Here is a 22,355-nt window from a genome sequence, read left to right on the forward strand (position 1 = left end):
GGGGGGGGGGGGGGGGGGGGGGGGGGGGGGGGGGGTGGTGGGGTGGGGGGGGGGGGGGGGGGGGGGGGCGCGCCCGGGGGCGCGCCGCCCCCCCCCGGGGGAGGTGAACTGGGCCACGGCTCCGGCGATTGCGGCCCCGACGCCCTGCATGGTGAGCATGCCTGCGGAGTGCAGGCCGAGGGCCTGGCCGCGGATGCGGGCCGGGGTGATCGCGAGGAGCCGTTCCTGGAGCATGAGGCCGGCCGCGAAGCCGGTGGACGCGACGAGCGCGACGGCCGCGGCCAGCGGGACCGGGAGGTCGAACGCGAAGAGAAGGTACGGGACGGCCAGGAGCAGCCGCATCGGAGCCGCGAGCCGGGCGCGCCACGCGGTGCTGAGGAAGCGTCCGGTGAGGGTGTCGCCGATGAGCATGCCGAAGGCCGCCGCGGCGAACATCAGGCCCGCGTGGTTAGGCGCGTACGCGACGAACAGCGACTCGCAGCCGACGATCAGGCCGTTGGGTACGGAGAGCGCGAGGTAGACACTCCGCCGTTGCGGCGCCGACCACAGTTCGCGGTTGACCCGCCAAGTGGCGGAGATCGACGGTCGCCCCTCGCTGCGCGCCGGTCGGCGGGTGAGCCCGAAGTACGCGATGGCCGCGGCCGCCAGGTCCAACCCGGCCGCGGCCAGCAGCGCGCCGCGGGCGGACAGGGCGCCGACCAGGACCGCGCCGAGCGCGAAGCCGAGGATCTGCACGGTGCCCGACGACATGTTGAGGACCGAACGGCCGAGGACGTAGCCGTCGGACGGCAGGATCTCGTCCAGCAGGCCGTACCGGACACCGCCGGAGACCGAGCCGATCAGGCCCATCGCGAGGAGGATCGCGAACAGCGCGGCGATCGGCAGGCCGGGGACGGCGAGCGCGGCGACGCCGACGGCGAGGCAGACGGCGATCCCGGCGAGGGCCCCGCGCGGCGGCAGCCGGTCCGCCGCGGACAGCAGCACCGTGGCACCGACGACTTGGGTGAGCGACGGGCCGAACATGCTGAGCGCGGCGAGGAGGGGTGAGCCGGTCGCGTCGTAGACGAGCGTTCCGAGGGCCAGGGCGCTGATGGTGTGGGCGGCGACGAGGGCGCAGCTGTTGGCGAAGAAGGGGGTGAACTCGGGGGTACGGAACAGCACCCGGTAGGTCTGCATGATCCGGAGTCTGCGGTGTCGCGCGGGGGAGACGGCAGAGTTTCGTGCCTGCGCGAAACCTTGGGGACATTGGTGCGCGGTGGTGGGAGAGTTCCCCGGACGTACGGACGTACGGACGTACGGACGTGCAGGCGTACGGACAGATGGATGGAGGGGCGGCGGGGCGGCGAGGCAGCGCGGCGGCGGCCGGGCATACGGGAGGACGGAGCGGCGCGGGTGGACTGGCGTGATGGGCGGACGGACCTGCCCCCGGCACCGGATGCAGGCGAGTACGTACGACAGGACGGTGAGCGGAGCCATGGGGTGCTGGGAGATCAACGTCGACACGTTGGCAGGGAGCCGCTTCGTCGTTTCGCCGATGGCCGAGGTCGACGCGTGCTGGCTGGCCCTGGCCAAGTCCGCCGCCGCGCACCCTGGTGAACGCCGTTGGCTGGACGCCCACTTGCCCGCCTACCACGGCTACCTCGCGGCGAACCCGGCCGCGGCCGCGCTCGCGGCTGCGGCGTTGGGGAAGGGATGGATCGCCGACTTCATGACCCCGCCCCCGGCCGAGGAGACCGTCGAGGACGCACTCGCGAAACTGCGTCGTCTCGCTCCGGAACAGGTACGCGCCGACCTGCTTGTGGCGCTGGGGCCGCGTCCCATGCCGGAGATCCTGCGGGATCGCGACGACATCGCCGACGTGGCCGCGGACTTGCTGGCCTGGGTGTGGACGCACGCCGTGGAGCCGACGTGGCCGACGCGCCGCCGCGTCATGGAAGCCGACATGATCGCCCGGATGGGACGCCTTGGCCGCGGTGGCTGGGCAGCGGCCTTGGACGACATGCGTCCGGGCACCCGGTGGCTGGGCGGCGGCCGGTTGCGGATCAACGCGCTGGATTACCCGGACCGCGATGTCACCGACGCCCAGATGCTGTTCGTCCCTGTGACGATGCATCAGTGGTGGGTCTCATGGGAGGGCGAGACCCGGTACGCGGTCGTCTATCCGTGCTCGGGCACGTTGGCGGAGGCGGACCGGCGCCCGGCAGCGCCGCAGGCCTTGGCCCGGTTGCTGGGACGCGCCCGCGCGGAGGTGCTCGTACGCCTCGACTCCCCGCTGAGCACAACGCAGTTGGTGGCTTTGACAGGACAGACCCTGGGTGCGGTCGGCGGGCACCTCAAGGTCCTGTCGGACGCCGGGCTCGTGGCACGCCGCCGCGCCGGACGCTCCGTCTTGTACTTCCGTACCGAGACCGGCATGTCCCTTATGGCAGCGCAGACATGACGATCCGTGAGACGGCCGGCCCGGGGCGCGGAAGTCCGTGAAATCGGTGACCCAAAGAGCGCTGGGGAAGGCCCTTCAGCGGCCTTCGGCGGGCTCATGTGCGTGCGCTGCCGGTAGGGCACGAGTGTGGCCATGGCGCCCGGCGCAAGCGGTGGCCAGCCGACTGCCTACGGGCTGGGCGCACATGCTCTGACCTGGCGTTTTCCGTGAATCTTCCTAGGATGGACGCCACTGATGGACGCCTGGGAAGGGGCATCGTGAACGACGATAAGCCGCAATACGACGCGAGTTCGATCAACGTACTTTCGGGACTGGAAGCGGTACGCAAGCGGCCGGGCATGTACATCGGATCGACGGACGAACGCGGCTTGCACAACATGCTGTTCGAGGTCGCAGCCCGAGCCCTGAACCACGTTGTGGCGGGTCGGGCGGGCCAGGTCGAGATCGTCCTGCTCCCTGCTGGTGGAGTACGCGTCGCGGACGACGGGCCGGGGCTTGCCGCCAGCACGATACGTGGCGCCGACGGTCCGGACCTGGAGAGCGAGATGACGCGCTTCTTGACCGGCTCAACGCCGCGTCGCCGAGAGTTCGTGTCGGACTTCGGCTTCGGAGTCGCCGTCGCGAATGCTCTGTCGCACCGCATGACGGTCGAGGTCCGGCGGGACGGAACCCGCTGGGTTCAGGAGTACGCCCGCGGTGTTGCGCTTACGCCGGTCACCAAGGCCGGCGCAGCGTCCGGGACCGGGACGACGATGGCCTTCTGGCCGGACGCCGACATCTTCACCACCACGGCGTATTCCTTCGCGGCCCTGGCCGATCGCTTCCGTGAACTTGCGCTGCTGAACGCCACATTGGACATCACGTTGACCGACGCACGGGACTCCGGAGAACCCGCGTCGGTGCGGTTCCGCTACCCGGGCGGCGTACGCGACTTCGTGGCCGTCCTGGACGGGGAGGCGCGGGAGCAGCCGGGGGGCGACCCGAACATCGTCGGCGTCGAGCAGGAAGTCCCTTCCATTGAAGGGAGCGTGGAAGTGGCCCTGCGGTGGCGGGCGTCAGGCGAGCCGCGTATCCGGAGCTTCGCCAACAGCGAGCCGACTCCGGGCGGCGGTACGCACGAAGTCGGCTTCCGCGACGGGGTGGTGGCTGCCGTCGCGGCCCACGCACGTCGCCGGCAGCCGCGGCCCAACGACGATGGGCACACGGGCATTGATGCCACGCGCGTCTTCGAGGGGCTCACGGCGGTGGTGTCGGTGAAGCTGGACGAGCCCGTCCACGAGGGCTGCACCCGCGGGCGCCTGGGGAATCCTCCGGTGCACGCCGCAGTCGCGCGGGTGGTCCGCGAGCATCTCTGCCGGTGGTTCGACGCGCATCCGGACGAGGCTGCGGTCATCCTCGAGCGGACGGCCGAGCCGACCTGACGGCGGGGGCGGGACGGCGAGGAGGCGGGGCGGCCCGGTTCCTCTGCTGCGCCGGAGGCTTTGCTGCTTCGACCACCCCACCGGTCGCACTGCCCTGACCGTTCCGTCCGGCCCGACCGTTCCGCCCGCGACAATCAGCCCCGCGCCCCCTGCGGATCCGGGAACAGCAAGGCGCCCAGGTCCGCGACCTCCTCGCACAGCCGCTCGCGGACCCCCGGCCGTGACATGGCCAGGTAGTCGACGAGCGCGGTCTCCAGGAGCGCGCGCAGCAGGCGGGCTATTCGGGCGCGGCCGGACGGGAGTTCGGGGAACAGCTCGGCCAGCCAGCGGGCGATGCTCGCGTCGACCGCGATGGTCAGGCCGCCTGCGACGCCGCGGGACAGTTCGTCGCCGCGCATGCCCTCGCTCAGCAGGAGCCGCAGCAGTTGCCGCTCGGCGAGGCCGGCCTGCCACAGCCGGGTCATGAGCTGGACCAGCCGCTCGCGCGGCGGCAGGGCCGCGTCGACCTCCGGCGTGCCGGTGAAGCGGTCGGGGTGGTAGCGCTCCTTCACCACAGCGCGCAGGATGTCCGCCTTCGACGGGAAGTAGTGGTACAGCGTCGCGACGTTGAGGTCGCAGGCGGTGGCGATCGTGCGCATCGACGTACCGGCGAAGCCCTGCGCGCTCATGAGGCTCAGCGCGGTGCCGAGGATGCGGGCGCGCTGCGGGCCCGCCGCGGCCGGGCCCGGGGTGGCGGAGTTGATCTGACGTTTCATCAGATCCCACCCTTCCATCAAACGTTCGTTGGGGCCATACTACTGGGCAAGGTCAAGGATCTGCGGCGGTCGGGGCCGGCCGCCGCGGATCCGTCGCGATCCGTCGCGGAGCGGACCTGCCGCAGGGCTGCCGCGGGTTTGCTGTGGACCGGCTGCGGGCCTGCCGCGCGCCCCGAGCGGCGCGCAAGGCCGGACCGCTCGACCGTACGACTGCTCGACCGTACGACTGCTCGACCGTACGACTGCTTGACCGCTCGACCGCTCGACCGCAGTGCCGGCGTCCTCGCCGTTCCCCGGGTGTACGCAAGTGTCCGGATATCCGGAAACCTGCCGGGGAACGGCGTCGGCGCGCCTCGTCCGATGCAATTCCAGGGGTGTCGGAGGAGAAACGAATACACCGCCCGGGGCATTTCCCGGGCGGTGTATTCGGCGTTCTGGAAAACGTGTGGATTGCGTCCGTGAAAGGCCTCCTGAAACCGCCCCAAAAGGGCAGCTGAGACCGTCCAGGACCGTTGCGATCGAAACGGAAATGGCCGGACCTGCAGGTCCGGCCATTTCCGTCGAGGCGAATCTCCGACGCCTCCGCGCTCCTACGACTCGCTCGCCACCGACAGCGCCCACGGCAGGTCCGGCTTGCCGGTCGGCGTGCGCCGGGTCTGCTCGACCAGCCGCAGCACGCGCGGCACCTTGTAGCCGGCGATCTTCGTGCGGCAGTGCTCCTGGATGCTCTCCAGGCTCGGCGCGCAGCCCTCGCGCGGCTGCACGACGACGGCCACGGTCTGCCCCCAGCGCTCGTGCGGGACGCCGACCACGATGGCGTCGTACACGTCCGGGTGGTCCTTGACCGCGCCCTCGACCTCCTCGGTGAAGATCTTCTCGCCGCCCGAGTTGATGGTCGCCGAGCCGCGGCCGAGCAGCGTGATCAGGCCTTCGCCCTCGAGGCGCGCGTAGTCGCCGGGTACCACGTAGCGGGTGCCGTCCGGCGCGGTGCGGAACACCTCGGCGGTCTTGACCGGGTCGCCCAGGTAGCCGAGCGGGATGTTGCCCTTGCGGCCCAACTTGCCCACCACGCCCACCGGGAGCGGGTTGAGGTCGTCGTCGAGGACCACCGAGTCGGAGATCGCCTTGATGGTGATGCCGCCCTCGCCGCCCGCGTTGCCCTTGGTGGCCACGCCGACCCCGTTCGCACCCGACTCGGAGGCGCCCACCGCGTCCGAGACGATCACGCCGAGGCGTTCCATGAACGCCTCCTTCAGGGACGGCGAGAACAGCGCCGCGCTGGACGCCACCGCGAACAGCGAGGACAGGTCGTACGAGCCCTCGCGGCCGTCCGTGCGGGGCTCGTCGACCGCCTCGATCAGCGGCCGGGCCATCGCATCGCCGGTGATCATGATGACGTTGGCCTTCTCGGCCTCGACGGCCTGCCACACGCCGTGCGCGTCGAACTTGTCGATCAGCACGATGCGCTGGCCCTTGGCGAGGTTCGCCAGCAGGCCCCACTGGGTGGCGCCGTGCATCAGCGGGGCGATCGGGAAGAACGTCCCGGCGCCGTTGCGGCCCTTCTCGGCAAGCTCCTCGGGACGGTCCACGCGGTCGCCGTTGGTCGGGTCGATGCCGCCGCCGAGGGCGTAGATCACGTCCTCCTGACGCCACATCACACCCTTGGGCAGACCCGTCGTGCCGCCCGTGAACAGCAGGTAGATGTCGTCGCCGGTACGCGGCGCGAAGTCGCGCTCGGGCGAACCGGCGGCCATCGCCTCCTCGTACGCCACCGCGCCCAGCGCCTCGGCGTCCATACCGGGCGCGGCCGGGTCGGTGCCGTCCTCGACCACCACGAGGTGGCGCAGCGCCTGCACCTTGGGTGCGACCTCCGCCACCCGGTCGGTGAACTGCCGCTGGAAGACCATCGCGACCGGCTTCGCCTGGTCCAGGAGGTACGCCAGCTCGTCCGCCACGTACCGGAAGTTCACGTTGATGCAGACGCCGCGGATCTTGTAGACCGCCAGCATCGCCTCGGCCCACTCGATGACGTTGTAGGCGTAGACCGCGACATGGTCTCCGGCGGTGACGCCGGCATCCGCGAGATGGTGCGCCAGGCGATTCGCGCGCTCTTCCAATTCGGAGTACGTGCGGCGCTCGCCGTTCGCGACGACGGCCTCGCGGTCGGGGTATTGCTCAACCGCGTGCTCGAAGAGGTCGGCAAGGTTGAATTCCATGGGCGGAGCGTAAGGCGAGACACCGCCGGAATTCCATAGTGTGACGGATTTACTGTGCGCCGGGGGTTGTGACTCTGTCGACCGCACTGCACCCTTGACCGAGACAATGATCGTGGTCGCCGTCCTGAATCGGGACGGGTCGTACAAGGAGGGGCCTTGGCCGCCAACCCGCATCTTCTGGTCGAACGACGCGACGGCACGCTGCTCGTCACGCTGAACCGTCCGGAGGCGAAGAACGCGTTCTCGCTGCCGATGCTCGTCGGCCTGTACGACGCCTGGCTCGAGGCCGACGCGGACGACGACATCTACTCCATCGTGCTCACCGGCGCGGGCGGCGTCTTCTGCGCGGGCATGGACCTGAAGGCGCTGGCCGGCGCCGACATGGCGGACGGCGACACCGCGGTCTACCGCGAGCGCATGGCCGCCGACAAGGACCTGCACTGGAAGGCGATGCTGCGCCACCACCGCCCCCGCAAGCCGCTGATCGCCGCGGTCGAGGGCTTCTGCGTGGCGGGCGGCACCGAGATCCTGCAGGGCACCGACATCCGGGTCGCGGGCGACACCGCGGTCTTCGCGATCGCCGAGGTGCAGCGCGGCCTGTTCCCGCTGGGCGGTTCGACGGTGCGCCTGCAGCGCCAGATCGGCTACACGAACGCGATGGAGATGCTGCTGACCGGCCGCCGCTACACCGCGGAGGAGGCCCGTGAGATCGGCCTGATCGGCCGCGTCGTGCCGGCCGGCACCGCGGTGGACGCGGCGCTGGAGATCGCCGCGATCATCAACGGCAACGGCCCGCTCGCGGTCGAGGCGGTCAAGCGCTCCATCATCGAGACCGCGGACCTCTCCGAGTCCGACGCGCTCAAGCGCGAGCTGGAGATCGGCCAGCCGATCTTCGGCACCGCGGACGCCAAGGAGGGCCCGACCGCCTTCGCGCAGAAGCGCAAGCCGGTCTTCCGCCGCGCCTGACCTCCGGTACGGGAGCCGTACGCACCGGCAACGCACGCACCGGCAAGGTACGTAGGGGCAACGCACGCACCAGGGCGGCGGCCCCGCCGTAAGCCCGGGGGGCCCCCCCGGGGGGGCAGCCCGCGGGGAGGGGTCTGTGTTGTGGGGCTCCCCCCCCCCCCCGGGGCGCCCCGCCCCCCCCCCCCGGCCCCCGCCCTGCTGCGTGCCTGCCGCGTGCTCTCTGGCGGGGCGCTCCAGACCGAGGAGAGAGACACTGGAGGGAGCGAAGCCGCGCGCAGGCGTAGGGCCGGTGCGGCCTGTACCGCTGGAGGACTGATGTCCGGTACCGATGCGCACGCCCAGACCGCCGGCGACTCCGCCGGGCCTGCCCCTGATGATCCGAACGACCACGCGGCACCGGTCGAGCGCCACGAAGTCCGCGAACCCGAGCGCGTCATCGTGAGCAGCCTCGACATGCACTTCTCCGACGAGGACAAGACCTCCGAGCAGACCGCGCACGCGTACGAGACGTCGCAGGCCGAAGGCGAGCGCACGAACGACTGACAGGCGCTGACGCCCGACCCGGATGCCGTTGCCCAAGGCGCTGCGCTCACCTTGGCAGTCGGGCGCTTGGCAAGGCCGCGTCCGCCCGGGACCGACACTAGCTGCGGGGCTGCGGGGCTGCGGGGCTGCGGGGCTGCGGGGAGCGGGGAGCGGGGAGCGGGGAGCGGGGAGCGGGGAGCGGCCAGGCAGTGAAGCGGCGAGCTGTGGAGTGCGAGCAGCCAACCGGCTAGTGCTGAAGCGGTGAGCGGCCAAGCGGCGAAGCCCAAGCGGACAAGCAGTGGGCGGTGGGCGGTGAAGCAGTCGAACGGCGAGTGGTGAGCGGCCAAGCGGCGAGCGCTGTTGCGGCGAAGCGAGGGTCGCCCGGCGCGGTCAGCGGTACTCGCGCAGCCGGGGGCGTACGCCCGCGATCACCAGCAGGCCGCCCACGCCCAAGACCGCCGCGGGCAGGAACTGCCAGCCGGACAAGGCGTCTTCGGCGTCGTCTATCCGCGCGGTGAAGTCGTCGTGGTGGGTCTGCGCGGTGGAGTCCAGCGTGCTCTGGTAGTCGAAGAACTCGAACGCCAGATTGCCGCGGCCGACGTTCGTGGCCATGCCGATCGCCGCTTCCAGGCGTCCGGCAGAGACCGCCTTCTGCAGTTCGGCGTCGTCGCGGCGGAACGCGGCGAGGCGCTGCGCCAGGCCCGGGTCCTTCGACTGCGCGGCGAGCAGCTCGGCCTTCGCGGCGAACTGCGCGCGGTAGTAGGGCGCTTGCTCGGGCAGGAGCATGTAGCGGCTCTCGTCCGCGTTTGCGTCCGAGGCGAGCGCCCGCGTGCGGGCCAGTGCCGTGTACGGGTCGAACGCCTCCGACTTCGCGGCCTGCACGCGGTCCCCGTGGTCGGCGAGCAGTCCGGCGCCCAGCACGGTGAGCACCGCCACGGCGACCGTCGCCGCGGCGAGCGCCGGATTGATCAGGCGCCGGAACCGCCGGGCCAGCCAGATCTGCAGGGCCACGAGAGCGGCGACCGCACTGCCGCCGAGCGCGGCCACGACCGTCGACGAGGTCTGCGCGTGGTCGCGCCCGTCGCCCGCGGACTCCGCGAGGCCGTGCTCGGCGCTGCGGCCGAGGCCCTCCGCGGCCGGCAGCAGGTCCTGGTGCATCAGCGACGTGGCGGCCAGATAGAAGTTGACCGCCAGCGCGGGCGGGCGTCCGACCGTGCGGTCCTGGGCCTGGTCGTCGGCCAGCCGGGCCTGTCCGGCCAGTGCGTCGTACGCCGCGAGGTCGGCAAGCAACTTCCTTGTGGTGTCCGCACCTTCGCGGTCCAGTCCGCGCTGCAGCAAGTCCTGGACCGCGGCCGTGACCGCCTCACGGTCGTGCCGGAGCTGGCGGAGCGCGGACTGCTTGTTGCCGATCTGCTCGTCGTGTCCGATGAGGAGGACGTTGGCGACCTGGGCGTCGAGGTCGGCAAGCGCGTAGTAGAGGTCGGTGGCCGTGGCGGCCTGCGGGCCCGTGGAGTTGCCGACGGTGTGCAGATCGGAGCGGGCCTCGGAGACGCCGATGGCGAGCGCCGCGAAAAGTCCCGCTATCAGCGCGAGGACGAGGCCCGCGGCGGTCCTCGTCCGGACCGGCACGGTCCAGCGGAAGCGCCGGGCGGGCGACGACAGTTCGGGGACGTCCGGGAGGAGACTGCCGGGGCCGGCACCCGTGCCGCCGCCGTTTCCGCCCCGCCCCGGACCGGGCGGCCCCGGCGGAGTCGCCGCGCCTGTTCCGGACCCCGCAGGCCGGGGGAGCACCCCGGTGTTCGTGGCCGCCGGGGCGGCCGACGGTGCTGTCATGCCCGAACGCTAGGTGCCGGTCTGGTCACCGATCCCACGGTTGTCTTATCGCCAGGCGAAGTCCCGGTGAACGTAAGCGTTCGGACGACGTGTCAGATGCGCCGGGAGGCGGTGCCGGCCACCCGGGCCCCGTACCGCAGCCTCGGCCGCGGCAGCCTCAGGCGGCAGTCCCGGCCACTCGGGCCTCGTACCGCCGCCCCGGCCACTCCGGCGTCAGGCGGCCTCAGGCGGCCGCGGCGCACGGCTCGTGCGGCTCGGCGCGGTACGGCGCCCCGTGGCTCGTCACCAGGTGGGCCGGACCGTGCTCGGCCTTGCCGGACGGGATCTGGCGGGGCACCCGGGCGAGCGAGGCGACGTACGGCTCGCCGCACGCGTCGCACAGCATCGGGGAGGACACCGGCGCATAGCGGTCGAGGGTGCGCAGCAGGCTGCGGGCGAAGCGCAGGGCGGTCGCGAAGGACGCCGCGGCGGCCTCGTGGTCGCGGGTGCCGTGCGCCTGCGCGGCCTCGCGCAGCGAGCGGGCCAGGTAGCACAGGCTCGCGCGCGGGAAGGGGGGAGCGTCGGCGGCGAGGTCGTCGGCCTGGCCGGCCACGATGCCGGCCCAGCCGGAGAAGGCGGGGTGGCGTACGGCGGACCCGGAGCGCTGCGCGATGACGGTGCCGGCCAGCTTGCGCGCGGCGGCGGCGCACTCCGGGCTCAGGTCCTTGCGGTCGAGGTCCATGTCCGCTCCTCGGGCTCTGCGGTCAGACGGCGGGGCAGGCGGCCCGCCCGGCGCAATCCGGACAAGCCACGCTTAGACAGGATGCGGCCATCAGTGCGCTAAACGCGATCAAAGATGACCTATGTCACACCGAAATATCCATGAATCGTCCGGATTGGAGGTTTGCGCCCCGGGATCTCTCGGGCAAAAAGGGCAATCTTTGGCCTGGAGCGGTCGGCCCTCGGACGCCTCTTCCACCCTTCACGGCCTTCTGTTACTTATGCCCCCGGATCGCCTGCAGGCGCGGCCGCAACCTGCGGAGACGCGCGGAGACGACGTGTGGGAAGGAGGGGTGCCGCTGTGCCCAGCTGGCTCCCGGAGAGCGCCGAGGGAGTGACCGAACTCGATGGGGCTTTCGGTCTGCGCCCGGTGCTGTACACCCGCTACAAGGACTACGTGACCCGCCTGTGGTCGCCGGACGTCCTCGACCCCGTGTTGACCGAGCTGGTCCGCCTGCGCATCGCGGGCCTGCACGAGTGCTCCGTCGAGGAGGCCGCGCGAACCCGCGCCGCGGTGCACGCCGGCCTCGACGAGGAGCGCATCGAGCGCCTCGCGCAGGGCTCCGGCGACCCGGCGTTCTCGCCGGTCGAATCGGCCTGCCTGCTCTTCGCCGAGCAGTTCGTGCTGGCCCCCGAGACGGTCGGCGACGACGACCGCAAGCGGCTGACCGGTCTGATCGGCGAGGCCGGCCTGGTGGGCCTGGCGATGATCTGCGCGGTCTTCGACGGCTTCGACCGCTTCCAGATCGTGCTGGGCACCCAGGACACCGATCCGGACCTGCCCTACCCCGCGCTCGTGCACCCGCCGGGCCTGGACCCGGAGGCGCCGGCCGAGGCCCGCGCGTTCGATCCGGACGACGCCATCGCGGGCAGCCCGCTCGCGCTGCAGCCGGATCTGCTGGCCTCGTTCCTGCGCATGTACGGGACGCTGTGGTGGGACGGCGTGGTCGACCACCCGTCCAAGGAAGTGGGCCGGCTGCGCAACGCCCGGGTGACCGGCTGCCGCTACTGCCGCAACGTCCGCTTCGCGCAGGCGCGCGAGGACGGGCTGAACGAGGACCTGGTCGAACTGATCGCGGACGGCTTCGAGGCCAGCGCCCTCGAGGAACGCCACAAGGTGGTCATCCGGTTCACCGACTTCTTCCTCGGCGACCCGCACGGGATGTCCGCGGAGCGGGGTGCGGACCTGCGGGCCGACCTGCTCGCCGCGTACGGTCCGGACGGCACCGTGGAGCTGGCCGCGGGCCTCGCGCTCTTCATGGGGTTCGCCAAGATCGCGGTCACCCTGGGGAGTGTTCCGGCGGATTTTCCGACCATGGTGATACCCACCCCCGGCGGGTGAATCCGTCCGGCGGATGACCTGTGGGCGGCGTGTGCGCGAACGGCGGCGGGCCCGAGAAATGCGTGCGGACCCGCCGCCGACGAACCGTACGATTCGGGTCGCGAAGGGCTGTTGCACCCGGATCTTTCTGTGTAACGTTGCTCGCGGTTGCAAGCAGTAGAAGTAGTTCCCTCGCAAGACCGACGCCTGCGGACTTGACTGCCGTAGGCGTTTTTCCATCCCGGAGTACTTCGCGGGGAGTGGGACCACTCGACGTAAGCGACCCGGACGTCGCGCAGTGCGGCGGCTGAGGTTTTCATGAAGGAAGAAGACATGGCCACCGGTACGGTCAAGTGGTTCAACGCGGACAAGGGCTACGGCTTCATCTCCCAGGATGACGGCGGCGCCGACGTGTTCGTCCACTTCTCGGCGATCCAGACGAGCGGCTACCGCACGCTCGAGGAGAACCAGCGCGTCGAGTTCGAGGTCACCCAGGGCCAGAAGGGCCCGCAGGCCGAGATGGTCCGCCCCCTCTGAGAATTCGTTCTCGGTCGAGGTCGACCGCAGGACTCGTGCGCAGCTGCTGCTGAGTAGCTGATGAGTCTTGGAGGACCCGCCCCTTCGGGGGCGGGTCCTCGTGCTTTTCCGGCAACTCCCGTCCGTACGCTGCCGTATGGCCAAGCGGGCGGCCGTCGCGCGGCGCCGCCGAGCGGACTGCGTCAGGCCACCACGCCTGCTGCGCGCAGGGCTTCGGTCCGGTCCGCGAATCCGGCCTCGGCCAGGATCTCGTCGGTGTGCTCGCCCAGCCACGGCGACGGTGCGCCCAGCGCCGCCGGGGTGCCCGCGAACTGCGCGGGGTGGCGCGGCAATCGGATGCGGCCGGCCTTCGCGTGCACCGCCTCCTCGAACATCCCCACCGCCACCGCGTGCGGGTCGTCCGGGAGTTCGGCCGGGGACAGCACGCGCCCGCACGGCACGCGCTGCGCCTCCAGGCGCGCCATCGCGTCGCCGACTTCCATGGAAAGCGCGGCGGTGTAGCAGCGCTGCACGAACTCCGAGGTGAGTTCACGGTTCTTCATGCGTTCGCCGATCGTGGCCACCCGCGGGTCTTCGTGCCCGTCCACGCCGAATGCCCGGCACATTCCCGCGAAATCGGCATCCGAGGTGGGTGCCACCACGGCCCAGCCGTCCTTGAAGCGAATCGGCTTGAGCGTCTTGTTGAAACTGGAATTCTGCGTTCCGTCGCTGTCCAGCAGCACCTCGTTGCCGGTCGCGTCGACCCACAGGAACGATGCCACCGCATCGAGCATCGACAGCACCACGTGCTGGCCGCCGGCGCCGCGTTCGCGCGCGAACAGGGCCGCGGTGACGGCCTGCGAGGCGGTCAGCGCGGTGATCTTGTCGGCTGCCGACTGGCGCAGGAACACCGGTACTTCGGGCTCGCCGGGAGCGGGCACGTCGGCCTGGTTCACGGCAAGGCCGGCGTACGCCTGGATCACCGGGTCGTACGCGGACTTGCCGGCGTACGGGCCCTCCGGGCCGAAGCCGGACAGCGACACGTAGACCAGGTCGTCGCGGCCCGCGGACAGGTCGTCGTAGCCGAGGCCGAGCCGGTCCAGTACGCCGGGGCGGAAGTTCTGCACCACGACGTCGCACGTCGCGGCCAACGCGCGGACGATCTCCCGGCCTTCCTCGGTGTGCACGTCGACCACGATGGACCGCTTGCCGCGGTTGCACGACGCGAACAGCGCGCTCGTGCCGCCCACCGCGACGCCCACCCAGCGGGCGATGTCGCCGATGCCGGGCCGCTCCACCTTGATGACGTCCGCGCCCTGGTCGGCGAGCAGCGCGACCGCATAAGGGCCGGTCGCGGCGATGGACAGGTCGAGGATGCGGATGCCGTGCAGCGGACCGGTGTGGCTCATGGGCTCTCCCTGGCTGTGGCGTGCGGGGGCACGTGCTCGGACGGAAGTGCGGCGGGTCAGGCCTCGAACTCCGGTCGGCTGCGCGGCCGTCCGCCCGGGCCGCTGTACGCGAGGCCGTAGCCGGGGGCGGTGCCGAACCCGGCGTCCGGGAAGGCGTCGCGCAGGTCGGACCAGGCGTCCATGAGCCGGTCCTCGGCCGCGTAGTCGAACGGGTCGGTCAGGATCGTCTCCTCGCGCCCGCCCGGGCTCGGCGGGTTCTCGGCCAGCCAGCGGGCGGTCCGTGCGACCGCCTCGCGCGGGGCGACCAGGTCGCGGTAGCCGAGGTCGGCGCGGATCCGGGCGAGGTCGAGGACGCGGTGCACCGGGGCCGGCTGCATCACCAGCGGCCGGGCGGGCACCGCGAGGTCGAACGGCATCGAGACGATCTCGAAGGTGTGGCCGAGCGCCGCGGCCGCCGCCTCGACGACCTGGCGGATCGTCAGGACCTCGTCGTCCGCGGCGTTGTAGATGCGTCCGGCGCTGCGCTCGGGGTGGTCGACGGCGAGCAGCAGCGCGTGCGCGAGGTTCTCGGTGTAGCCGTGGTGGTGCAGCGTGAGCCCGTCGTCGGCCAGCACGATGCGCCGCCGCCCGTCCAGCACCCGGCGCACGATGCACCATTCGCGCGGCGCGGGCTGCTTCGGCCCGTACACGTACGGATAGCGCACGTGGGTGGCCTGCGGGTGGTGCGCGAAGACCGCCTCCTCGGTGCGCACGATGCGGTAGCCCTTGGCGTCCTCGGCGACGTCCCGCACCAGCGGCGCGTCCTCCGGCACCGGGACCGGCAGTCCGCCCGGACCGGCCAGCGCGGGGTTCATCCAGCCGCGGTACGCGGGCACCCCGCCGACCGACAGGAAGCGCCCGGTGCGCCCCGCGAAGGCCTCGGCGATGCGGCGCAGCCGCCCGTACATCGCGATGACCATGTCGTATGCCGGGCCGGCCGCCGCCTCGCGCAGCGCGTCGTCGTCGTACGGGTCCAGGTGCACGTGCCGCACCTCGCCGGGGGTGTCCGGCGACTCGTGCAGGCCGCGATGCAGGATCGCGACCTCGTGCCCGCGGGCCACCAGGCCGCGGACCAGAGGGGTGCCGGTCGGGCCGGTGCCGCCGACCACGAGGATGCGCTCGCCCATACTGCTGCCGCCCTCCCGCCGCGCAGCATATGCTTGACGCGGTCACGTACTACGACGCAGCGACCGTATCCGCAGGTCGGCACGGGTACAAGCCCGACCGCGGACGGACCGCAAGGCGGCCCTCGCGGCAAGCACGCGCCGGTGCACGCCGTAGCATGGAGCCATGGGTTTCCTGCGCCGCCGCCCGCCCGCCGGGCCGGACTTCGACGTTCTCGCCATCCCCTTCACCGACTGGCCCGGGTCGGTCGTGGTGCACATCCTGCCGGGGGCCGACGGCAGCTGCCAGGGGATCTTCGTGCGGTACGACCTGCTCGCCGGGCGCGGTCCCGCGATGCTGGTCGGCAACCTGCCGGCCGGTTCGCCGGGCCGGGCCGACGGCGTCGGGCGCATCGAGGCGCAGCAGCTGGTCGCCGCCCTCGGGCACGAGGAGATGCCGGAGGAGCTCGGCGTCGAGGAGCACCCGGTGATGCAGGACGACGGCCTGCTGATCGTGCGCCGCGTGAAGTACGCGGAGGGGCGGCTGGCCTGCGTGGAGTTCGATCGCAGCGACGACGTCCAGGTGCGCATCGTGTCCTGGGACCGGCCCATCACCGACGACATCTTCGCGCTGCTCAAGCCGATCCCGGCGGAGTCCTTCGGCGGCTGAGCCCATGGCCGGCCGCCGCCCCCGCGGCCGATGCGCAGCCCGCGTACGGGCTCAGCGCGTCGGCCGCTTCTCGTTGCCGCGCCGGTAGTTGCCGGTGGCCCGGGCCAGCAGGTGCTGGACAGCGTCCGCGTCCTTCTGCCCCTCGGCGGCCTCGATCGCGGCGGCGAGCCGTGCGGCGGCCGGACCGCCCACCGTCACGACCAGGCGGCCGCCCCGTGACACCAGGACCTTGCCGTCCTTGGTCACGCGGTGGTCGAAGGGGTCGGTGGTCAGGCGTCCGCGGGCATCTTCCGGCATGCCGGACAACGTAGTGCAATCCGATCGGCGGATCATGCGAGTTTCCGCCGCCGTCTCCAGTCGCTACGTCCTAAATGTCCGGATAGCGTGCGGGGAGACGAGTGTCCCGCGGCGCACCGCCGGGGGCCGGCGGAAGGCTGGGTGCGCATGCGGCGGCTGGTTCGTACCTTCGCGGCGGCCGCCGTCGCCGCGGGCGCCGCAGTTCCGCTCGTGCCCTGGGTCCCGCCGCCCGCCGCGTACGCCGAAGGACCGGTCACCCTCGACAAGAGCGGCCCGATCACCGACACGGTCGGGGCACTCGGCACCCGCGCATCCGAGGTGCGGGCCGCCATCGCCCGGTTGCAGCAGAGCGAGCGCATCGACCTGTTCGTCGTCTACGTCCGCGACTTCTCCGGCCAGAACGCGCAGGCGTGGGCGGACACCACCGCGACCCGCAACGGCCTCGGCCGCAACGACGTCCTGCTCGCGGTCGGCACCGGCGCCCGGCAGTACGCCGTCTCGGTCGACGACAGCTCGCGCCTCACCGACGCGCAGCTCGGTGAGGTCGCGGACGTCGCCATCGAGCCGCACCTGCGCGCGAACGACTGGGCCGGTGCCGCGATCGGCGCCGCCGACGGCTACGCCGCCGTCCTGTCCGGCACCGCCCTGACCACCGGCCCGATCGTGCCCGGCCCGGCCGACCCGGGCAGCGGCGGCAGCGACGGCGACGGGGGCATGCCCGGCTGGATCCCGGCCGTCGCGGTCGGCGGCGCGGCGGCCGCGGGCGGCTACTGGCTGGTCCGGCGCCGCGCCCGCAGTCGCACGGAAACCGACGGCAGGCCCGTCCCGGTACCCGGGGAGGTCCCGCTCGGCGAACTCGACACGTCCGCGTCCCGGTTGCTCGTCGAGACCGACGACGCGATCCGCACCAGCGAGCAGGAGCTCGGCTTCGCCACCGCCGAGTTCGGCGACGCGGCGGTCGCCCCCTTCGCCGCCGCGCTCGCGTTCGCCAAGAGCGAGCTGACCGCCGTCTTCCGGATCCGCCAGCAGCTCGACGACGACATCCCCGAGGACGACGCCGCCAAGCGCGCCATGCTCACCGAGATCACCGCGCGCTGCACCGAGGCCAACCGCCGCCTCGACGAGCAGTCCGACGCCTTCGACCGGCTCCGCGACCTGGAGGCCAACGCCCCGCAGGTCGCCGCCCAGGTCGCCCGGGACGCCACCGGCCTCGGCGGCCGCGTCCCCGCGGTGCGCACCACCCTCACCGCGCTCAAATCCCGCTTCGCGGACAGCGCACTCGTCCCGGTCGCGGCCAACCCCGACGAAGCCGAGGAACGCCTCGCCTTCGCGCGCACCGCCCTCGCCGACGCGGAACGCGAACTCGCCGCCGGAGCGCGCGGCCCGGCCGCCGTGGCCGTGCACGCCGCCGAATCCGCCGTCGAACAGGCCGCCCGCCTCCTGGACGCCGTCGAGCACCGCGCCGAGGAACTCGACCAGGCCGGCGCCGCGCTGACCGCCCTCACCGCCGAGACCGAAGCCGACCTCGCCGAGGCGGACGCGGTGCTCGCGGCGGGCGGCGCCGACGTACGGCTCTCCGGCCTCGTCGCCCGGGTCCGCAGCGAACTGGCCGCACTGGAAACCGAGTCCGATGCGGCTTGGGGCCGCATCGACCCCATCGCGGCGGCCCGCCGCCTGGAAGAAGCCGATGCGGCACTCGACAAGGCCCTCGCCGACGTCCGCGACGAAGCCGAACGCGTCCGGCGCGCCCGGGCCGGCCTCGACCAGGCCCTGGCCGCCGCCCGCGCGGAGGTCTCCACCGCGGCCGACTTCGTCACCACCAACCGCGGCGCGGTCGGCAGCACCGCCCGCACCCGGCTCGGTGAGGCCCAGCGGCACCTCGACCAGGCACACGCGCAGGCCGAGGCCGACCCGGTCACCGCCCTCGCCGAGGCCCAGCGCTCCGCCGCGCTGGCCGGCGAGGCGATCGGCCTCGCCCAGCAGGACGTCCAGCGCTTCCGCGGCGGCTTCGGCCAAGGCCAAGGCCCGGGCTACGGCGGCGGATTCGGGGGCGGCTTCGGCGGCGGGAGCGGCGGCGGCTTCGGCAACCTGGCCGGCGCCGTACTCGGCGGCATCCTCATCAACGGCGGCCTCGGCGGCGGCCGGGGCGGCAGCCGCGGCGGCGGTGCGCGCGGTCCGTCGCCCGGCAGCTTCGGCGGCAGCGGCACCCGCGGCCGCCGCGGCACCGGCGGCCGCTTCTGACCGCGGACCCGTACTCCTCCGCGTCCTCCCCGTTCCTCCCTCTCCCTCGCGTACGAAAGACAGGGCAGCCATGACCAGCAAGCAGAGCATCCTCGGCCGCGTCACCCAATTGGCGAAGGCCAACATCCACGCCCTGCTCGACCAGGCCGAGGACCCGCAGAAGATGCTGGACCAGCTGGTCCGCGACTACACCGAGAACATCGCCGAGGCCGAGGCCGCCATCGCGCAGACCATCGGCAACCTGCGGCTGATGGAGGACGACCACCGCGAGGACGTCGAGTCCGCCGCGGAATGGGGCCGCAAGGCCCTCGCCGCCAGCCAGAAGGCCGACACCCTGCGCGCCGCGGGCGACACTGCCGACGCCGACAAGTTCGACAACCTCGCCAAGGTCGCGCTCGGCAAGCAACTGGACTTCGAGAAGGAAGCCAAGACCGCCGAACCGACCATCGCCGCGCAGACCGAGTCCGTCGAGAAGCTCAAGGACGGCCTGGCGAAGATGAAGGCCAAGCTCGACGAACTCCGCCGCAAGCGCGACGAACTGGTCGCCCGCGCCAAGACCGCCCAGGCCCAGACCAAGGTCCAGGACGCCCTCAAGAGCATCGACGTCATGGACCCGACCAGCGAGGTCTCCCGCTTCGAGGACAAGGTCCGCCGCGAGGAGGCACGCGTGCGCGGCGCGGAGGAACTCGCCGCCTCGTCCCTGGACGCCCAGTTCGAGAGCCTCGACGACCTCGCCGACAGCGCCGAGGTCGACGCCCGCCTGGCCGCCCTCAAGGGCAAGTAGCCGCGACGAGGACCGGTGCCGGCCCGGATGGCCGTCGCGCCGGTCCTCGTCGGAGCGTTCGCCCGAGTCCTTGTCCGCGGGGGAGCGGCTCAGCCCTGGTCCGTGCTGCGGCGGCGCAGCATCACGAAGCCGAGGCCCGCGGCGCCGACCGCCGCCGCACCCGCACCGGCGTACAGCAGGGTGTCGTCGTTCGACTTGTGCTCGCCGCCGGCCGCGACGCCGCCCTTGGGCTTGGCGGTCTCGTCCTTCTTCGGGGCCGGGGCGTCCTTCTTGGCCTCGGCCTTCTTCTCCGCCTTCTTCTCCGCGTTTTTGTCGGCCGGCTTCGGGGTGACCTTCTGGTCCGGCTTGGGCGCCTCGGCCTTCGGGAACGCGGCCGACTTCTCGCCGCCCTGGCCCTCGACGCTCCACACCAGCGTCGGGTCGGAACCGTCGGCGCCCGCGATGCGCACGGTCAGGCCGTTGTACGAGCCGGACTGGTTCGCCTTCGTCAGGGTGCCGATCACGGTGCCCGCCTTGGTGCCATCCGCCGCGTCCGCGGTCAGCTTGACGACCGCCTTCGGGCCGCCCTTGCCGTTGCTCAGCGTGGCGCTGACCCGGTCGGTGAGCTTGACCGTGCCGGTCTTGGCGTCCGGCACCCCCGCGGTCGGGGGCTTCGGGGCCGGCGCGTCGGCGGCGAAGGCCGCGCCGGCCGGGACGGCCACCACGGCGGCGGCGAGGCCGGCGACGGCGGCGGCGCGAAAGACGGGGCGGCGGTGGAGGGAGGCGGTGCGCATGGGACAGTACTCCGGATCGGTGCAGCGGGCGCCATTGCCCGCGAACTGGGTTGCGGTGGGCCGCCGTTCCGGGCTTCCCGGAGGAACCGCGGCCATGACCAAGAAGCTAGGCGGCCTACATCACCGCGATCCGGCGGGAACGTAACGGCCGGCGGGCAGGCCTGTCACAGGCCGCTGTGACGCCGTCGCAACGTCCCCGACGCAGTCCGGGACGTCCGGGAGGCAGGACGCGCCGCAGTCCGCGCACCCCGATACCGGGAGGGTGTTCCGCTGAGCGGAACGCTGTCGCGTAAACTGGCGACCTCCGGTCCGCACCCCCTGCGGCCCCCGAACCAGGAGCCGACCGCCGTGGCCGAATCCGCCTCCCGCCGCCCCGCCGGCACCGCAACCACGTCCGCGGCCGCGGCCGACGAGAGCGAGGCCGGCAGCCGCGACGAAGGCCAGCGCCGGTCCATCGCGGCCGTGGAACGGGCCATCGACGTCCTCCTGCTCTTCGGGTCCAGCAGCCGCGCCTCGCTCGGCGTCACCGAGATCTCCGCCGAGCTGGGCCTGTCCAAGGCCGCCGTGCACCGCATCCTCACCTCGCTGCGCGGCCGCGAGCTGATCGTGCTCGACCCGGAGACCCGCAGGTACGCCCTGGGCCCGGCCGCGGTCGGCCTCGGCAACGCCTACCTGGCCAAGAACGACGTCCGGAGCCTGGCCGCCCCCGAGCTGGCCTGGCTGTGCGGCCAGGCCGAGGAGACCGCGACGCTGTCCATCCGCAACGGCGACACCCGCATCTACCTCGACCAGGTCGTCCCCGCGCGCGAGGTCCGCATGGAGGTCGCGGTCGGCGTCGCGTACCCGCTGCACGCGGGCGGCTCCTCCAAGGCGTTCCTGGCGTTCCTGGCGGAATCGGAGATCGACGCCTACCTGGACCGCAACGCCCTCGACCCGATGACCGACCGGACCCTGACCGACGCCGGAAAGCTGCGCCGCGAACTGGCCGCGATCCGCAAGCGCGGGTACGCCACCTCGGTGGGCGAACGCCAGTCCGGCGCCGCCTCGGTGGCCGCCCCCGTCTTCGACCACGACGGCCGGGTGGCCGCCGTCCTGTCGGTGTCCGGCCCCGCCGAGCGCTTCAAGCCGCGGGCCGAGCACTGCGCGAAGCTGCTCCTGGAGGCCACCGCCCGGCTGTCCGCACGCCTGGGATACGCCCCGCGCTGACCGGTCGGCACCTGAACGGCACGGCGCCGCACCGGTGTTCCGGTGCGGCGCCGACGGCGCGGTGGAGGCCGGCGGCGCATGCAAGCCGCCGGCCTCCCGTGCCGTTCGTCCCGAGTGCTTGGTCTTCCCGAAAGGCGTACCTCCTTCTCAGTGCGTGCCCACCGCCGCGCGGACCGCGCGGCGGACCGTAGTGCAGTCGTCGTGGAGGCGCCGCAGCAGGCGCCGTTCGTCCTCGGTCGCGGTCGCCTGGTCGTGGATCCGGATCTCCCGGACCAGCACGAGCATCAGGTTCACCAGGAAGGCGTCGCGCGCGAACGAGCCGCTCTGCTGCGCGACCTGCACGATCTGCCGGCGCGTCAGCGGGTCCCGGGCGAGCAGCGACCACAGCACCGCCAGGTCGTAGCCCGGCAGGTGGTAGCCCACGAACTCCCAGTCCACCAGGGCCGGTCCGTGCGAGGTAAGCAGGACGTTCGAGAGCATCGCATCGCCGTGGCACAGCTGCAGCGGCAGCCGCGAGAGGCCGCGCAGCAGCTGCGCCAGGTCGCTCGCGTCCCGGTCGGTCAGCAGCCCGAGCGCGTGGTAGCGCTCCACGCGCGGCAGGTAGTCGAACGCCGCGTGGAACGAACCGGCGGGCGGCTTCCAGGTGTTCAGCGTCCCGAAAGCGTGCAGGACGGCCCGGATGTCGGCCCGGGCGAGCGCCGCGCCCGGATGCCGCTCGACCGCGACCGGCCGCCCGGGGACGTGTTCGAGCACCAGGACGCGGCGCTCGGGGTCCGCACCGAACATCCGCGGCACGCGCACCGGAGGGCGCTGCCGGGTGAACGTGCGGTACGCGGATATCTCGTGCCGGAAGCGCTGCATCCAGTGCGGCGAGTCGTCGGCGAGGAACTTCACCACCACGGGGTTGCGCCCGACCGAGCCGGTCATGAGCACGGACTTCTGGGTCCGCCGCATCACCGCCCCGGCGGCGAACCCCGGGCACACCTTCGCGGCCGCCGCGGCGATCATCGAGGGCGTCACGGCAGGCGGCTGCGGCCGCCCGCCCTCCGGTTCGCGGCCCATGCGGCCGTGCGCGCCGGGCCCG

Annotated in this window: 20 protein-coding genes; 10 read left to right on the forward strand and 10 right to left on the reverse strand. The window is 72.6% G+C overall.

Going from position 1 to position 22,355, the window contains the following annotated elements; all coding sequences use genetic code 11:
* A partial coding sequence (locus LZ495_RS42395; RefSeq protein ID WP_235058600.1) for an MFS transporter occupies positions 1-1,176 on the reverse strand: 1,176 nt, incomplete at its 3' end.
* Between the two features lie 298 nt (positions 1,177-1,474).
* Here LZ495_RS42395 and LZ495_RS42400 point away from each other — a divergent pair.
* Together LZ495_RS42400 and LZ495_RS42405 are read left to right on the forward strand one after the other, a co-directional pair.
* The gene (locus LZ495_RS42400; protein WP_235058618.1) at positions 1,475-2,440 is read left to right on the forward strand and encodes an ArsR/SmtB family transcription factor; all 966 of its coding nucleotides are present in this window, start codon (positions 1,475-1,477) and stop codon (positions 2,438-2,440) included.
* A gap of 221 nt (positions 2,441-2,661) precedes the next feature.
* On the forward strand, positions 2,662-3,861 hold the full coding sequence (locus LZ495_RS42405; protein ID WP_235058601.1) for an ATP-binding protein: 1,200 nt from the start codon (positions 2,662-2,664) through the stop codon (positions 3,859-3,861).
* 134 nt (positions 3,862-3,995) lie between these two features.
* Here LZ495_RS42405 and LZ495_RS42410 read toward each other — a convergent pair whose 3' ends face one another.
* Entirely contained in the window at positions 3,996-4,616 is a 621-nt protein-coding gene (locus tag LZ495_RS42410; RefSeq protein WP_235058602.1) for a TetR/AcrR family transcriptional regulator, read from the reverse strand.
* Positions 4,617-5,206: 590 nt separating this feature from the next.
* A complete protein-coding gene (locus LZ495_RS42415) occupies positions 5,207-6,832 on the reverse strand; it encodes an acyl-CoA synthetase (protein ID WP_235058603.1) in 1,626 nt (541 codons plus the stop codon).
* Positions 6,833-6,988: 156 nt separating this feature from the next.
* Here LZ495_RS42415 and LZ495_RS42420 point away from each other — a divergent pair, with 156 nt between their 5' ends.
* Together LZ495_RS42420 and LZ495_RS42425 are read left to right on the forward strand one after the other, a co-directional pair.
* Positions 6,989-7,798, forward strand: a complete 810-nt coding sequence (locus LZ495_RS42420; protein WP_235058604.1) for a crotonase/enoyl-CoA hydratase family protein — start codon at positions 6,989-6,991, stop codon at positions 7,796-7,798.
* Positions 7,799-8,113: 315 nt separating this feature from the next.
* Entirely contained in the window at positions 8,114-8,341 is a 228-nt protein-coding gene (locus tag LZ495_RS42425) for a hypothetical protein (RefSeq protein WP_235058605.1), read from the forward strand.
* 369 nt (positions 8,342-8,710) lie between these two features.
* Here LZ495_RS42425 and LZ495_RS42430 read toward each other — a convergent pair whose 3' ends face one another.
* Both LZ495_RS42430 and LZ495_RS42435 read right to left on the reverse strand, forming a co-directional pair.
* Positions 8,711-10,153: a GlnX family signal transduction membrane protein gene (locus tag LZ495_RS42430; protein ID WP_235058606.1), complete on the reverse strand. Its 1,443-nt coding sequence runs from the start codon at positions 10,151-10,153 to the stop codon at positions 8,711-8,713.
* A gap of 223 nt (positions 10,154-10,376) precedes the next feature.
* Positions 10,377-10,874, reverse strand: a complete 498-nt coding sequence (locus LZ495_RS42435) for a hypothetical protein (protein ID WP_235058607.1) — start codon at positions 10,872-10,874, stop codon at positions 10,377-10,379.
* 339 nt (positions 10,875-11,213) lie between these two features.
* On the opposite strand from LZ495_RS42435, the gene LZ495_RS42440 reads away from it, so the two are divergent.
* Together LZ495_RS42440 and cspE are read left to right on the forward strand one after the other, a co-directional pair.
* The gene (locus tag LZ495_RS42440; protein ID WP_235058608.1) at positions 11,214-12,254 is read left to right on the forward strand and encodes a carboxymuconolactone decarboxylase family protein; all 1,041 of its coding nucleotides are present in this window, start codon (positions 11,214-11,216) and stop codon (positions 12,252-12,254) included.
* Positions 12,255-12,566: 312 nt separating this feature from the next.
* Entirely contained in the window at positions 12,567-12,770 is a 204-nt protein-coding gene (gene cspE / locus LZ495_RS42445; protein WP_235058609.1) for a transcription antiterminator/RNA stability regulator CspE, read from the forward strand.
* Positions 12,771-12,952: 182 nt separating this feature from the next.
* Here the strand turns inward: cspE and LZ495_RS42450 are convergent, their stop codons facing one another.
* Both LZ495_RS42450 and LZ495_RS42455 read right to left on the reverse strand, forming a co-directional pair.
* The gene (locus LZ495_RS42450) at positions 12,953-14,158 is read right to left on the reverse strand and encodes a CaiB/BaiF CoA transferase family protein (RefSeq protein WP_235058610.1); all 1,206 of its coding nucleotides are present in this window, start codon (positions 14,156-14,158) and stop codon (positions 12,953-12,955) included.
* Between the two features lie 56 nt (positions 14,159-14,214).
* On the reverse strand, positions 14,215-15,324 hold the full coding sequence (locus LZ495_RS42455; protein WP_235058611.1) for an NAD-dependent epimerase/dehydratase family protein: 1,110 nt from the start codon (positions 15,322-15,324) through the stop codon (positions 14,215-14,217).
* Between the two features lie 163 nt (positions 15,325-15,487).
* Between LZ495_RS42455 and LZ495_RS42460 the strand changes: the two genes are divergently transcribed.
* Positions 15,488-15,970, forward strand: coding sequence for a hypothetical protein (locus LZ495_RS42460; protein WP_235058612.1), 483 nt, complete (start codon positions 15,488-15,490; stop codon positions 15,968-15,970).
* Positions 15,971-16,021: 51 nt separating this feature from the next.
* Here LZ495_RS42460 and LZ495_RS42465 read toward each other — a convergent pair whose 3' ends face one another.
* Positions 16,022-16,267 carry a hypothetical protein gene (locus LZ495_RS42465; RefSeq protein ID WP_235058613.1) on the reverse strand — a complete coding sequence of 82 codons (246 nt, stop codon included), beginning with the start codon at positions 16,265-16,267 and terminating at the stop codon, positions 16,022-16,024.
* Positions 16,268-16,414: 147 nt separating this feature from the next.
* On the opposite strand from LZ495_RS42465, the gene LZ495_RS42470 reads away from it, so the two are divergent.
* The gene (locus LZ495_RS42470) at positions 16,415-18,508 is read left to right on the forward strand and encodes a TPM domain-containing protein (protein WP_235058614.1); all 2,094 of its coding nucleotides are present in this window, start codon (positions 16,415-16,417) and stop codon (positions 18,506-18,508) included.
* 70 nt (positions 18,509-18,578) lie between these two features.
* Positions 18,579-19,292, forward strand: coding sequence for a PspA/IM30 family protein (locus tag LZ495_RS42475; RefSeq protein ID WP_235058615.1), 714 nt, complete (start codon positions 18,579-18,581; stop codon positions 19,290-19,292).
* An 89-nt stretch (positions 19,293-19,381) separates the two neighbouring features.
* Here the strand turns inward: LZ495_RS42475 and LZ495_RS42480 are convergent, their stop codons facing one another.
* On the reverse strand, positions 19,382-20,065 hold the full coding sequence (locus LZ495_RS42480) for a hypothetical protein (RefSeq protein ID WP_235058616.1): 684 nt from the start codon (positions 20,063-20,065) through the stop codon (positions 19,382-19,384).
* A 348-nt stretch (positions 20,066-20,413) separates the two neighbouring features.
* Here LZ495_RS42480 and LZ495_RS42485 point away from each other — a divergent pair, with 348 nt between their 5' ends.
* Positions 20,414-21,271, forward strand: a complete 858-nt coding sequence (locus LZ495_RS42485) for an IclR family transcriptional regulator (RefSeq protein ID WP_235058617.1) — start codon at positions 20,414-20,416, stop codon at positions 21,269-21,271.
* A 147-nt stretch (positions 21,272-21,418) separates the two neighbouring features.
* Here LZ495_RS42485 and LZ495_RS42490 read toward each other — a convergent pair whose 3' ends face one another.
* Complete coding sequence (locus LZ495_RS42490) at positions 21,419-22,333, reverse strand: aminoglycoside phosphotransferase family protein (RefSeq protein ID WP_235058619.1); 915 nt, start codon at positions 22,331-22,333, stop codon at positions 21,419-21,421.
* Positions 22,334-22,355 lie beyond the last annotated feature (22 nt).

The sequence above is a fragment of the Yinghuangia soli genome (assembly GCF_021502675.1).
GTDB classification, from domain to species: domain Bacteria; phylum Actinomycetota; class Actinomycetes; order Streptomycetales; family Streptomycetaceae; genus Yinghuangia; species Yinghuangia soli.

Bases quoted from the DNA above. Each gene is read 5' to 3' on its own strand.
- LZ495_RS42400 (WP_235058618.1), top strand. From the start codon at position 1,475: ATGGGGTGCTGGGAGATCAACGTCGACACGTTGGCAGGGAGCCGCTTC.
- LZ495_RS42405 (WP_235058601.1), top strand. From the start codon at position 2,662: ATGGACGCCACTGATGGACGCCTGGGAAGGGGCATCGTGAACGACGAT.
- LZ495_RS42410 (WP_235058602.1), bottom strand. From the start codon at position 4,616: ATGAAACGTCAGATCAACTCCGCCACCCCGGGCCCGGCCGCGGCGGGC.
- LZ495_RS42415 (WP_235058603.1), bottom strand. From the start codon at position 6,832: ATGGAATTCAACCTTGCCGACCTCTTCGAGCACGCGGTTGAGCAATAC.
- LZ495_RS42425 (WP_235058605.1), top strand. From the start codon at position 8,114: ATGTCCGGTACCGATGCGCACGCCCAGACCGCCGGCGACTCCGCCGGG.
- LZ495_RS42430 (WP_235058606.1), bottom strand. From the start codon at position 10,153: ATGACAGCACCGTCGGCCGCCCCGGCGGCCACGAACACCGGGGTGCTC.
- LZ495_RS42435 (WP_235058607.1), bottom strand. From the start codon at position 10,874: ATGGACCTCGACCGCAAGGACCTGAGCCCGGAGTGCGCCGCCGCCGCG.
- cspE (WP_235058609.1), top strand. From the start codon at position 12,567: ATGGCCACCGGTACGGTCAAGTGGTTCAACGCGGACAAGGGCTACGGC.
- LZ495_RS42450 (WP_235058610.1), bottom strand. From the start codon at position 14,158: ATGAGCCACACCGGTCCGCTGCACGGCATCCGCATCCTCGACCTGTCC.
- LZ495_RS42455 (WP_235058611.1), bottom strand. From the start codon at position 15,324: ATGGGCGAGCGCATCCTCGTGGTCGGCGGCACCGGCCCGACCGGCACC.
- LZ495_RS42460 (WP_235058612.1), top strand. From the start codon at position 15,488: ATGGGTTTCCTGCGCCGCCGCCCGCCCGCCGGGCCGGACTTCGACGTT.
- LZ495_RS42465 (WP_235058613.1), bottom strand. From the start codon at position 16,267: ATGCCGGAAGATGCCCGCGGACGCCTGACCACCGACCCCTTCGACCAC.
- LZ495_RS42470 (WP_235058614.1), top strand. From the start codon at position 16,415: ATGCGGCGGCTGGTTCGTACCTTCGCGGCGGCCGCCGTCGCCGCGGGC.
- LZ495_RS42475 (WP_235058615.1), top strand. From the start codon at position 18,579: ATGACCAGCAAGCAGAGCATCCTCGGCCGCGTCACCCAATTGGCGAAG.
- LZ495_RS42480 (WP_235058616.1), bottom strand. From the start codon at position 20,065: ATGCGCACCGCCTCCCTCCACCGCCGCCCCGTCTTTCGCGCCGCCGCC.
- LZ495_RS42490 (WP_235058619.1), bottom strand. From the start codon at position 22,333: ATGGGCCGCGAACCGGAGGGCGGGCGGCCGCAGCCGCCTGCCGTGACG.